Here is an 11,994-nt window from a genome sequence, read left to right on the forward strand (position 1 = left end):
CCACTCCGACGGTAGTTCTGGCAGTCTCGGCACATGCCGGACCGCACCCCGCCGCTCACGACCGGCCCGACGCCCGTCGCCCACGCCGTGCGCGAGTACGCCGCGCGGCAGCCGGGGCTGGTCCCCGTCACGGAGGCGTACGTCGAGCTGGTGACGACGCTCCTCGACGACGCCGGCATCAACTACCTCAGCGTCACGGGCCGCACGAAGACCGTCGCGAGCTTCGCCGGCAAGGCCGCGCGCACCGGCCCTGATGGCCACGAGCTCTACGACGACCCGCTCACGCAGATCACCGACGCGATCGGCGTCCGCGTGATCACCTACGTCCACCGTGACGTCGACGCGGTCGCCCACGTCCTCGCGGAGGAGCTGGCGATCCTCGACGACCGCGACCTCGGCGCGGAGACCGCGCAGGGCGGCGGCTTCGGCTACGCGAGCCGGCACCTCCTGGTCGCCCCGTCGCCCGACCACCCCCTCCCCACGGCGTACGCCGCGCTGGGGACGGGCGACGAGGGCCTCCACGCGTCGGTCCAGGTGCGCACGGTGCTGCAGCACGCGTGGGCGGAGTTCGAGCACGACATCCGCTACAAGGGCACGATCCCCGAGGAGCACTCGGCCGACTTCGACCGCCGCTTCACGCTGGCGGCGGGGCTCCTGGAGCTCGCCGACCGGGAGTTCTCCGCGATCCGCGAGCAGCTCGAGCGCAGCGCCCCGAAGCACCGCTCCGACGACGACTCCGACGACCCGCGCATCGCGGCGAAGGAGCTGTCCAGCTTCCTGTCGACGCACTACACCGACGTCGGCTGGTCGCGCTCGGACCACTACGGGTGGATCAGCGGGCTGCTGCTCGAGCTCGGCGTGACCTCGCTCGACGAGCTCGCCGCGCTGCTGGCCTCGGTCGACAGCGCCGCCATCCACGAGCGCATGGGCTACAAGCACCCGGCCGGCGCCGTCCGGAAGCTCGACGACGCACTCCTCGCCATCTTCGGCGAGCGGTACGTCGCGCTGCGCGGCAATGCGCACCGTGCCGAGCTCCTGCGCACCCGCCTGGCCAAGCTCAGCGGCTGAGGTCGAGACCCGCTCGGCGAGGGGTCAGGACCGGGAGCGCAGCGCGTCGGTGAGCAGCGAGACCAGGGTCTCGACCTGGATGTCGACCGCGGTGGTCGCCTCCTCGTCCGCGCCGTCGAGCGCGCGGGCGGCGAGGCCGGCCTTGGAGTCGATCAGCTCGGCGATCCGCGTGTCGATCGTCTGCGCGGCGAGGATCCGCCATGCGGTGACCGGCTCGGTCTGGCCGATGCGGTGGACCCGGTCGATCGCCTGGGTCTGCTCGGCGTCGGTCCACGAGAGCTCGGCGAGGACGACGTTGGAGGCGACCTGCAGGTTGATGCCGACGCCGGCCGCGGTGAGCGAGCAGACGATCACCTGGACCTCGGGGTCCTCGACGAACGCGTCGATCGCCGCGGTGCGGGCCGTCGACGACTGGTCGCCGCGGATCGTCGTCCACTTAATCTCGCGCTTGTCGAAGACCGCGCCGGCGGCGTCCATGACGTCGAGGTGCTTGGCGAAGAAGACGACCTTGCCGGTCGAGCGGGCCAGCTGCGCGGTGTAGTCGGCGGCCAGCTCGGCCTTGGCCCGGCCGATGCGGCGGACCATCGCGAAGACGTTCTCGCCGGTGGTGTTGTCGGAGCCCTCGGCGACCTCGCGCTCGGCGACGCGGCGGACCAGCTCGTGGTCGATGCCGTCGGCGCTCTCGGCCGAGTTGATCGCCACCGGGGACGTACGCCGGTGCTCGATCGCCGCGTCGTAGCGGCCGATCAGCCGCTCGGCGAGCTCGCGCTCGGCCTTCTGGATCGAGCGGCCCTCGGCGCCCTCGAGCTCGACCGGGAGGTCGGCCACACGGCGCGCGGGGATGTCGGCGGCGACGTCGACCTTGCGGCGCCGGACGATGCCCATGTCGATGACCGCCTGGCGCGCGGCCGGGTAGAACGGGTGGTCGGCCGGCGTCAGGCCGGTGGCCTCGAGCGCCGCCATCAGCTGCTGGCCGGGCTTGCGCTCCTCGATCCAGCCGAGGAAGTGCCAGATCGCGCGGAAGTCCTCGATGTCGTTGATCAGCGGCGTGCCGGTCAGCGCCATCAGCAGCGGCCGGGCGACCCGGCGGCGGATCCGCTCGGAGATCTCCACGACGAACTGCGAGCGCTGCGACTTGCGGTTCTTGATGTAGTGGGCCTCGTCGACGACCATGCCCCGGAAGCCGTGCTCGCCGATCCAGTCGACGTGGCGGTCCAGCACCTCGTAGTTGACGATGATGATGTCGGCGAAGCCGTCGACGTCGTTGCCGTCACCGTGCACGACGGAGACCGAGCGCTTCGGCACCCAGCGGGCGGCCTCGCGGGCCCAGTTGGTCTTGACGACGTTGGGCACGACGCAGAGCAGCGGGTACGCCTCCGCGACCTCAGCCGCGAGCAGCGACTGCGCGGTCTTGCCGAGGCCGGGCTCGTCGGCGAGCAGCACGGTGCGGTGGCCGCCGGCGATCGCGGAGAGCAGGCGCGCCTGGTGGTCCATGAGCTCGACACCCGGCGGCAGCAGGATCGGGCGCGGCTCGGGCAGCTCCATGCACGCCGGCGCGCCGGGCACCGGCTGCTCGAACGAGTTGAGCAGCGGGCCGATCAGCTCCCAGCCGACGAGCGTGCCCTGCACGCGGCGTACGGTCTGGCTGAAGTCGGGGACGAGGAACGGGTTGGCCAGCCGCGCGGCGACCACCGACGGGGGAGTCGCCTTGCGCTCGGTGCGCGGTGCGGTGCCGTCGCCGGAGCCCTCCGGCGCGGCCTCCTCGACCGCGACCGCCTCGGCGGCCTGGCCCGCGGCCTCGAGCATCTCGGCCATCCGGTGGCGCGTGGCCTCGCCGATCTCGGCGTTCTCGTCGAGGAGGGAGAAGAGGCCCGGCTCGCGGGCGGCGCACTGGGCGAGGATCGTGGCGACGCCGTCGAGCCGCTTCAGCTCGATGTCGCGCTGCTGCTCGGAGACCTGGTCGTCCGCGCGGACCCGCGTGCGCTCCTTGCGGGCGAGCAGGGCGATCGCCTGGTAGCGGGAGCGGTGCGAGAGGCCCTGGCCCTTCTGCACCGCCTGCTCCACCTCGCGCACGGCCTTCGCCAGCACGGGGATGATGCCCTCGTTGTCACGCCGGCGCCGCGTGCCGCCGCGACTCCCGTTGGCGGAGTTGCCGCCGTTGCGGTTGCCGTTGCGGCGGTTGCCCTGACCGCCGCGCGTGCGGCGGGTCTGCTGGGTGGGCTGCGTGGACAAGCAGTGCTCCTGACATCAGGTCCAGACACGCGCGTGGAGACAAGCCGGTGGAGAAGTCCAGCGCGTTGGCGGGGCGACGGCCGGTCCCTGCGGGGACGGGTGCGGGCGCCCTGACGTCCGGACTCCTGCATCCGGACAGGGCCAGCATACGCGCGTGCCACCCGCTTCGCCGGGTTACCCTCTCCGTCCGATGAACACCTCCACCTGCCGCTACTACCGCTCCGGCCAGGAGGACGACCTCACGATCGCCCTCCACCGCGAGTCCGTACGCCGCGGCGCGGGCGCCCCGCCGTACCCCGTGCTCGAGCGGCTCGACCTCACCGGCCTGTGGCAGCCGGTGGAGGCGCTGTCTCCGGGGCGCGACGGGTTCGTCGCCCTCGACGGCCTCGAGCCGATCGGCCCCGACCAGGCGGCAGCGCTCCACCGGTGGCTGGGCGACATGCGACTGATCCCGCCGACCACGCCGCTGCCCGCGGACCTCGCCGAGGCGGCCGCGCAGGACGAGGCGCTCATCGAGCCGCAGGTCGGCCCATGGGTGCTGCTCCCGCTCCTTCTTTCCGGCACGCTGCTGGTCTGCCTGACGGTGCTGGTGCTCGTCGCGCTCGCCTGGACGCTGCTGCGCTGACGCCGCTCCTGCGCCGACGCGTCGCGACGCCGCTCAGAGCGGGCTGGGGGACTCGGCGTTGTCGAGCACGAGCTCGGGGCGGCGCGCGCCGAGGCGGGTGGACCAGATCGTCGGGTGCCCGGCGGCGTCGCGGACGACGTAGCCGACCGTCTGCGCGTCGAACCACACCGGCTGGTCGGTGACCCCGCGCTCGTCGTCGAGGTCGCGGACGGCATGCGTGGCGAGATCCATCACCTCGAGGCGGCCGCCGTGGCCGCCCGCACCGGCGCGGATGAAGGCGATCCGCTTGCCGTCGGGCGACAGGGCCGGGCTCGTGACGTCGGGCGCGATGGTGGTCAGTGACGTGGTGCTGAGCCGGCCGCGCGCCAGGTAGCGCTTGCCGCCGACGGCCACGGTGGCGAGGAACCGGTCGTCGTCGATGAAGGTGACGCCCCAGACCTGGTAGTCCTTCACCTTGGTGTGGTCGGGGCCGACGCGGGCGGTGAACGTGGAGAGGTCCTTGGTCTCCTCGCCCGCAACGGTGTCCACGACGGAGGTCACCGCGGAGAACGTGCCGCTGAGCGCGTGGCCCCTCGTCAGCGCGGTCCAGGCGACCATCCGCCCGCTCGGGGAGACCCGTGCGAGGGCGGGCTGGCCGGCCATCGGCCAGGTGCTGGTCGCCTTGAGGTTCTGGTCGAGGACCGTCGCCGACCACGAGACGGCGGTGTTCTTGCGGAGGCAGAGGCCGGTGCCGTGCGCGGCGTACACGCGCGCGCAGAGCAGCTCGGAGACCACGGGCGTGCCCTGCGCCGCCCCTGAGGCGTCGGCGAGGGAGACCGAGGCGACGTGCTCCTGGACGACGTAGACCATGCGATGGCCGGGCGTGAGCGTGACGTCGCCGGTCGCCGAGACCGCCTCGGGCTCCTCCTTGCCGAAGACGCGCAGCCCGATCACCGGCAGCAGGACCACGACGAGGATGCCCAGCAGCAGGAGCGCGCGCCTGACCCCCTTGCGGCGGTTCGCGTGGTTGCGGCTCACGAGGGAAGAGTAAGGCCGCCGGGGCACCTCGCCCCACGTGTCGGGGAGAATGTGTCCGTGCGCACTCCCACGTTCTCCGACGACGCCCTCGCGGCCGGTCTCCGCGCCGCCGCGGCCGCGGTCGGCGAGCCCCTCGCCGTCGGTGCGTACGACGCGTGGCGCTCGCGTACGCCGGCCCACGAGGCCGGCTCCAGCACGCTGGTGATCCGCCGCTTCGGCTCGTGGACGGCCGCCTGCGCCGCGGCCGGGGTGGCCACGAACAAGACCCGCTCCACCTCCCGCCGCTGGAACGACGACGACGTGCTGGCGATCGTCGCGCGCTTCCTCGAGGAATGCGCAGCAGGCGGGGCGCGGAGCGACCGGCGCCAGGTCGCCGGCTCCGGCAGCTACGCCGCCTACGTCGAGTGGGCGCGGGCCCAGGAGCCCGGCACCGTCCCCAGCGGCCCGACCCTGCGCCAGCGCGGCGCGTGGGCCGACCTCAAGGCCGGCGCGCTCGCGCGCGGCTCGGCGGCCGGGTCAACGGGTGGCTCCGCGTGACCCTGACCTGCCACCACTTCGACGCCGGCCGGTGCGGCTCCTGCGCGCTGCTTCGCACTCCGTACGCCGACCAGCTGGCCGCCAAGCAGGCCGACGTCGAGCGGCTGCTGCTCGACGTCGCGCCGGGCGTGGAGTGGCTGCCGCCCGTCGCGAGCGCCGAGGCCGGCTTCCGCAACAAGGCCAAGATGGTCGTCACCGGCACGAGCGCGGCTCCGACGCTGGGCATCCTCGCGCCACCCGGCTCCGCCGCGGCTCAGGCGGGCGAGGTCGGCATCGACCTGCGCGACTGCGCCCTCCACACGCCGGGGCTCGTGGCGGCGATGGACACGATCGCCGCGTTCGTCGACCGCGCCGGCCTGGCGCCGTACGACCTGGGCACGCGGCGCGGCGAGCTCAAGCACGTCATCGCCACCGAGTCGCCCGACGGCGAGCTGATGGTCCGCTTCGTGCTGCGGTCGCAGGAGCCGGTGGCCCGGATCCGCAAGCACCTGCCGTGGCTGCTCGAGTCCCTGCCGGCGGCGACGGTCGTGAGCGTCAACCTGCAGCCCGAGCACAAGGCGGTCCTCGAGGGGGAGCGCGAGATCGTGCTCGTGGGGGAGACCCTCACGATGCGGATCAACGGCCTGCCGCTCCACCTGCGCCCCCAGGGCTTCTTCCAGACCAACACCGCGATGGCCGCGGCCCTCTACGCCCAGGCCGCGGCCTGGATCGACGAGGCCGCGCCCGCACGCGTGCTCGACCTCTACTGCGGCGTCGGGGGCTTCGCGCTGCACGCGGCACGCGTCGGGTCCTCGCCGGCCGTCACCGGCGTGGAGATCAGCGCGGACGCGGTCGCCGCGGCCCGGCGTACGGCGGGGGAGCTGGGGCTCGACGACGCCCGCTTCCTCACAGGCGACGCGACCGCGATGGCCGACCTGCTCCCCGAGGCCGACCTGGTCGTGGTCAACCCGCCCCGGCGTGGCATCGGCGACCTGGCGGCGCTGCTCGACGGCTCCACCGTGCGCGACGTCGTCTACTCGAGCTGCAACGCGGTCAGCCTGGCGCGCGACCTGGCGGCGATGCCATCGCTGCGGCCGGTGCGCGCGCGGCTGCTCGACATGTTTCCCCACACGGGTCACTACGAGGTCGTCGTCCACCTCACACGGGCGTGAAGGCGGCGCTCCGGCGCGCGCGATGGCACACTGTTGGCCATGTTCGGGATCCCTGGGAAGACTGCGTGGCGGCTGCTGGCCGCTGTGCCGTTCGTGCTGCTCCTCGGCATCGTCGGCATCAAGGTCACCGCGGGCGACCCGAGCTCGCCGTTCAACAAGATCCCGGGCGCCGAGACGATCCAGCAGCTCGGTGACGACGCTCCGTCGACCGACGTCACGGTGAAGCTCCCGAAGACGAAGAAGCCGTCCCCCTCGAGCTCGGCCAGCGACAGCGCCTCGGCGAGCGCCTCCGCCTCGGCGAGCGCGTCGGCGAGCGACGCGGCCACCGCGCCTGCGCCCGTCAAGACGACGCAGAAGAGCGCGCCCCAGCCGACCCACACCGCGACCAGCGGTGGCGGGGGCGGCGGCAGCACGCCCACGTCGAGCCCGACCTCGTCGTCGCCCACCCCGCTCACCGAGCAGCAGAAGTGCGAGGCCAACGGCGGCCACTGGCGGCAGAACCTCCTCAGCGGCAGCTGGTACTGCTCCTTCATCTGATGCGCGCGGGCCTCGCGGTCGCGACCGCAGCCCTCCTGCTCGCGGGCTGCTCGGCGCCCACCCTCACGCCGGTCACCGCCCCGTCGGCGCGACCCCCGGCTGCGGCGCCGACGCCCCTGCGCCTGCCCGTGCCCGCCGACGCCCAGCGCGTCCGGGTCCGGTGGGTGACCGACGGCGACACCGTCGAGCTCCGCGCCGTACGCCGAGGTGTGCTGCCGCGTGGCCGCGACGTCTCCGTCCGCCTCCTGGAGATCGACACGCCTGAGTCGAAGCGGCCCGGCGTACCCGTGCAGTGCTTCGCGCTGAAGGCGTCCGCCGCGACGGAGCGGCTGCTGCCGCGGGGGAGCATGGCGTGGGTGCAGACCGACCGCGAGCTCCACGACCGCTACGGCCGCACGCTCGGCTACGTCTGGAGCGCCCGCGGCGTCTTCGTCAACGAGGCGCTCGTCCGCCGGGGCCTGGCCAGGGTGCTCTTCTTCCGGCCCAACGACCGCCACCTCGACCGGATCCGCGCCGCCGAGCGGTCCGCCCGCGCTGCCGGCCGCGGCCTCTGGACCCGCTGCTGATCCACTTCTGGCACTCATTCAGGTCGAGTGCTAACGTCGTCGCTGGCACTCTCGCCTTGAGTGTGCCAACGCTTGCGACACGGTGCGACCCCCGCGACGGCGCTTCGGATCGCAGGCGAAGACTTCGCCGCGGACGACCGTCCCCGGCATCCGGCACAACGTGGAAAGTGGAGGTCGACCGTGTCGATCAACATCAAGCCCCTCGAGGACCGCATCATCGTCAAGCAGGTCGAGGCCGAGCAGACCACCGCCTCCGGCCTGGTCATCCCGGACACCGCCAAGGAGAAGCCCCAGGAGGGCGAGGTCCTGGCGATCGGCCCGGGTCGCGTCGACGACAACGGCAACCGCGTCCCGCTCGACGTCGCCGTGGGCGACAAGGTCATCTACTCGAAGTACGGCGGCACCGAGGTCAAGTACGCCGGCGAGGAGTACCTCATCCTCTCCGCGCGTGACATCCTCGCGGTGATCGGCTGATGCCGAAGATCCTCGCGTTCGACGAGAACGCCCGCCGCTCGCTCGAGCGCGGCGTCGACGCCCTCGCCAACACCGTCAAGGTGACGCTCGGCCCGAAGGGCCGCTACGTCGTCCTCGACAAGAAGTGGGGCGCCCCGACCATCACCAACGACGGTGTGACCGTCGCGCGTGAGGTCGAGCTCGACGACCCGTTCGAGAACCTCGGCGCGCAGCTGTGCAAGGAGGTCGCGACCAAGACCAACGACGTGGCCGGTGACGGCACCACGACGGCCACGGTCCTGGCGCAGGCGATGGTCCACGAGGGTCTCCGGGCCGTCGCGGCCGGCGTCAACCCGATGGGTCTCAAGCGCGGCATGGACGCTGCGGCCGCCAAGGTCTCCGAGGCGCTGCTCGCGGCTGCCCGTGAGGTCGACTCCAAGGAGGACATGGCCAACGTCGCGACGATCTCGTCGCGCGACAGCCACATCGGCGAGCTCCTCGCCGACGCCTTCGACAAGGTCGGCAAGGACGGCGTCATCACCGTCGACGAGTCCAACACGATGGGCACCGAGCTCGAGTTCACCGAGGGCATGCAGTGGGACAAGGGCTTCACGTCCCCCTACTTCGTGACCGACGCCGAGCGCATGGAGGCCGTCCTCGACGACCCCTACATCCTCATCAACCAGGGCAAGATCTCCTCGATCCAGGAGCTCCTGCCGGTCCTCGAGAAGGTCATGCAGACCGGCAAGCCGCTGGTCATCATCGCCGAGGACGTCGAGGGCGAGGCGCTGTCGACGCTGGTCGTCAACAAGATCCGCGGCACGTTCAACGCGCTCGTGGTGAAGCCGGCCGGCTTCGGTGACCGCCGCAAGGCGATCCTCCAGGACATCGCGATCCTGACGGGCGGGACGGTGATCTCCCCGGAGGTCGGGCTCAAGCTCGACCAGGTCGGCCTGGACTCGCTCGGGCGCGCCCGCCGCGTCGTGGCGACCAAGGACGACACCACGATCGTCGAGGGCGCCGGTGACACCACTGCCGTCGAGGGTCGCGTCAACCAGATCAAGAAGGAGATCGAGAACTCCGACTCCGACTGGGACACCGAGAAGCTGCAGGAGCGGCTGGCCAAGCTGGCCGGCGGCGTCTGCGTCATCAAGGTGGGCGCTGCGACCGAGGTCGAGCTCAAGGAGAAGAAGCACCGGATCGAGGACGCCGTCTCCGCGACGCGTGCCGCGATCGAGGAGGGCATCGTCTCCGGTGGTGGCTCGGCGCTCATCCACGCCGTCTCCGTCCTGGACGACGACCTCGGCCTCGAGGGCGACGAGGCGGTCGGCGTGCGCATCGTGCGCAAGGCCGCCGACGAGCCGCTCCGCTGGATCGCCGAGAACGGTGGCGACAACGGCTACGTCGTGACCACCAAGGTCCGCGAGGGCGGCGTCGCCAACGGCCCGTCCTACGGCTTCAACGCCGCCACGGGCGAGTACGGCGACCTGGTCGCCCAGGGCGTCCTGGACCCGGTCAAGGTCACGCGCTCCGCGCTGGTCAACGCCACCTCCATCGCGGCCATGCTGCTCACGACCGAGACGCTGGTCGTCGAGAAGCCGGTCGACGAGGACGAGGCTGCTGCTGCCGGTGGCCACGGCCACGGGCACGGCCACGGTCACTGATCCACGGATCCGGCCGACCTGTCGCATCACGAGGCGTCGCTCCCGCACGGGGGCGGCGCCTCGTCGCGTCTTCCGCCAGGGGCGACTTTAGGGACCAAGGTCCTAGACGAAAGGAGGACGCGCGCTCGCGCCGGCTTGCCTACGCTGGTCCTCGTGAAGGACCTCGCCGCGAGCGGCCTGCTGATGACCTCCGTGGTGGAGCGCCTCTCCACGGCGGACTCCGTCGAGCGCGTGACCTCGATCGTCGCGGCCGCCGTCCGCGAGCTCATGGACGCTGACGGGGCGTCGTTCGTCCTCCGCGAGGACAACCAGTGCTTCTACGCCGACGAGGACGCCGTCGGCCCGCTCTGGAAGGGGCAGCGCTTCCCCCTGAGCGCCTGCGTCAGTGGCTGGGTGATCGGGCACCGCGAGAACGCCGTGATCCCCGACATCTACGCCGACGACCGGGTGCCGGTCGATGCCTACCGGCCGACGTTCGTGAAGAGCATGGCGATGGTCCCGATCCGGCGCGAGGCCCCCGTCGGCGCCCTGGGCGCCTACTGGAGCGAGCCGCACGAGCCGACCGCCGAGCAGGTCCGCCTGGTCGAGGTCCTCGCCAACAGCGCCTCGGTCGCGCTGGAGAACCTCGAGCTCCGCGGCGCCGTCGTACGCCGGGTGGCCGAGCGCGACCACCTCGAGTCGGCCATGCACACGCTCGTGCACGACCTGCGCAACCCGCTCTTCGCGATGCTCGGGTGTGCCGAGATGCTCATCGAGGAGACCGACCCGGCGGTGGTCCGCGAGTTCGCCGGGACGATCCTGCGGTCCGGCCACCGTCTCGACACCCAGATCGACCGCATGCTCGCGGTCTACCGGATCACCCACGCCGAGCTCCAGCCCGAGGCGGTCGACCTGAGCGCGCTGGCCGACGACATCGCCCGCCCCCTGGTCAGCGTCGCCGGGCGCGACATCGACCTGGAGATCGAGGACGGCCTTCGCGCCCACCTCGACCCGGTGATGGCCGACCTCATGCTGCGCAACCTGCTCGACAACGCCTTCAAGTACACCGGCCGGCAGGAGGCGCCGCGGATCCGCCTCGCCCGCACGTCGTCCGGCCCACGCCAGGACACCTTCGTCGTGGCCGACAACGGCGCCGGGTTCGACCCGGCCCGCACCAACGACCTCTTCCGGCCGCTGACCAGGCTCCACGACAGCCGCGAGTTCCCGGGCACGGGCCTCGGGCTGGCATCGGTCGCCCGGATCGTCGAGCTCCACGGCGGCGCGATCCGCGCCGAGGGTCGCCTCGGCGGGGGAGCGTCGTTCTACCTGAGCCTGCCCAACGCCGCCTGACGCGCCCGTCGGCGTACTCCGAGCCGGTACGCCGAGCCCGTACGCCGAGCCCGTACGCCGGGTCGGCCCGGTCAGGTCAGGGCGGTGCCGCTGAGGTCGAGCTCGCCGAAGACCGTGCGGAAGAGCCGCAGGCAGCGGTGCGTCATCTCCTCGGGGGACTCGCCCGGGTGGTCGAGCCACCAGTTGACGAGGGCGCGGAAGATCGACTCCCAGGCGGCGCGCATCGCGTCGATGTCGAGCGGGTCGTCGTTGCCGGCGAGGTGCATGAGCTCGGCGACGCCCTCGCGGCCGAAGTCCATGATCCGGCGCTCGTGCTCGGCCAGCCAGGTCTGCGCCTCGCCCTCACGGGGAGCGGTGGCGTCGAAGACGACGCGCCACAGCCACGGCCGTGGTTCGAGCAACCGGAACATGCCGTCGAGGGTGACCACGGCGCGTGCGAAGCCGACCGCGCCGAGGGCGGCGGTCCGCTCGATCTCGCTGACGAGCACCGCGGAGGCGTGCTTGACGCAGGCGACGTGCAGGCCGTCCTTGGAGCCGAAGTAGTTGTAGATCAGGGGCTTGGAGATGCCCGCCGCGTCGGCGACGTCGGCGACCGACGTGGCGAGGTAACCGTGCTCGCCGAAGAGGCGGCAGCCGGCCTCGATGATCTGCGCCTCGCGCTCGGGGCGCGCGACGCCCTTGGTCCCGGCGTTGGGCCGGGGCGGGCGGGTGGTGGCGCTGGTCACGGGCGGAGTCTATGAGGAATGCTGGACATGGCATATGACCAAGAGTTAACTTACTCAGGAGTCATATCGAGTCCGGCCGGGCTCGACCAT

General features: G+C 72.3%; 12 protein-coding genes. 9 read left to right on the top strand and 3 right to left on the bottom strand.

Annotated elements, in window-relative coordinates; translation table 11 throughout:
- Positions 1-33: 33 nt before the first annotated feature.
- Positions 34-1,068, top strand: a complete 1,035-nt coding sequence (locus IEX47_RS00590; protein WP_188781885.1) for a GTP pyrophosphokinase — start codon at positions 34-36, stop codon at positions 1,066-1,068.
- 24 nt (positions 1,069-1,092) lie between these two features.
- On the opposite strand, the gene IEX47_RS00595 is transcribed toward IEX47_RS00590, so the two are convergent.
- The gene (locus tag IEX47_RS00595; RefSeq protein WP_308423232.1) at positions 1,093-3,300 is read right to left on the bottom strand and encodes a DEAD/DEAH box helicase; all 2,208 of its coding nucleotides are present in this window, start codon (positions 3,298-3,300) and stop codon (positions 1,093-1,095) included.
- Between the two features lie 190 nt (positions 3,301-3,490).
- Here IEX47_RS00595 and IEX47_RS00600 point away from each other — a divergent pair, with 190 nt between their 5' ends.
- Entirely contained in the window at positions 3,491-3,925 is a 435-nt protein-coding gene (locus tag IEX47_RS00600) for a hypothetical protein (protein WP_188781887.1), read from the top strand.
- Between the two features lie 33 nt (positions 3,926-3,958).
- Here IEX47_RS00600 and IEX47_RS00605 read toward each other — a convergent pair whose 3' ends face one another.
- Positions 3,959-4,942 (bottom strand): TolB family protein, encoded by a 984-nt coding sequence (locus tag IEX47_RS00605; RefSeq protein WP_188781888.1) that lies wholly within the window; start codon positions 4,940-4,942, stop codon positions 3,959-3,961.
- Positions 4,943-4,999: 57 nt separating this feature from the next.
- Here IEX47_RS00605 and IEX47_RS00610 point away from each other — a divergent pair, with 57 nt between their 5' ends.
- The 7 genes from IEX47_RS00610 (at position 5,000) to IEX47_RS00640 (ending at position 11,179) form a co-directional block, all read left to right on the top strand.
- On the top strand, positions 5,000-5,479 hold the full coding sequence (locus IEX47_RS00610) for a homing endonuclease associated repeat-containing protein (RefSeq protein ID WP_188781890.1): 480 nt from the start codon (positions 5,000-5,002) through the stop codon (positions 5,477-5,479).
- A complete protein-coding gene (rlmC, locus tag IEX47_RS00615; protein WP_229662515.1) occupies positions 5,476-6,630 on the top strand; it encodes a 23S rRNA (uracil(747)-C(5))-methyltransferase RlmC in 1,155 nt (384 codons plus the stop codon). The genes IEX47_RS00610 and rlmC overlap by 4 nt, the downstream gene beginning before the upstream one ends.
- Positions 6,631-6,669: 39 nt before the next feature.
- Positions 6,670-7,167 carry a hypothetical protein gene (locus IEX47_RS00620; protein WP_188781892.1) on the top strand — a complete coding sequence of 166 codons (498 nt, stop codon included), beginning with the start codon at positions 6,670-6,672 and terminating at the stop codon, positions 7,165-7,167.
- The gene (locus IEX47_RS00625; protein WP_188781894.1) at positions 7,167-7,733 is read left to right on the top strand and encodes a thermonuclease family protein; all 567 of its coding nucleotides are present in this window, start codon (positions 7,167-7,169) and stop codon (positions 7,731-7,733) included. Before IEX47_RS00620 ends, IEX47_RS00625 begins: the two co-directional genes overlap by 1 nt.
- 180 nt (positions 7,734-7,913) lie before the next feature.
- A complete protein-coding gene (gene groES / locus IEX47_RS00630; protein ID WP_107698857.1) occupies positions 7,914-8,207 on the top strand; it encodes a co-chaperone GroES in 294 nt (97 codons plus the stop codon).
- Positions 8,207-9,850, top strand: a complete 1,644-nt coding sequence (gene groL, locus IEX47_RS00635) for a chaperonin GroEL (protein WP_188781896.1) — start codon at positions 8,207-8,209, stop codon at positions 9,848-9,850. The genes groES and groL overlap by 1 nt, the downstream gene beginning before the upstream one ends.
- Positions 9,851-10,003: 153 nt before the next feature.
- Entirely contained in the window at positions 10,004-11,179 is a 1,176-nt protein-coding gene (locus IEX47_RS00640) for a sensor histidine kinase (RefSeq protein WP_229662516.1), read from the top strand.
- 71 nt (positions 11,180-11,250) lie between these two features.
- Here IEX47_RS00640 and IEX47_RS00645 read toward each other — a convergent pair whose 3' ends face one another.
- Positions 11,251-11,904 carry a TetR/AcrR family transcriptional regulator gene (locus IEX47_RS00645; RefSeq protein WP_188781898.1) on the bottom strand — a complete coding sequence of 218 codons (654 nt, stop codon included), beginning with the start codon at positions 11,902-11,904 and terminating at the stop codon, positions 11,251-11,253.
- Positions 11,905-11,994: the final 90 nt, after the last annotated feature.

This window comes from Nocardioides phosphati (genome assembly GCF_014646375.1).
Taxonomy (GTDB): domain Bacteria; phylum Actinomycetota; class Actinomycetes; order Propionibacteriales; family Nocardioidaceae; genus Nocardioides; species Nocardioides phosphati.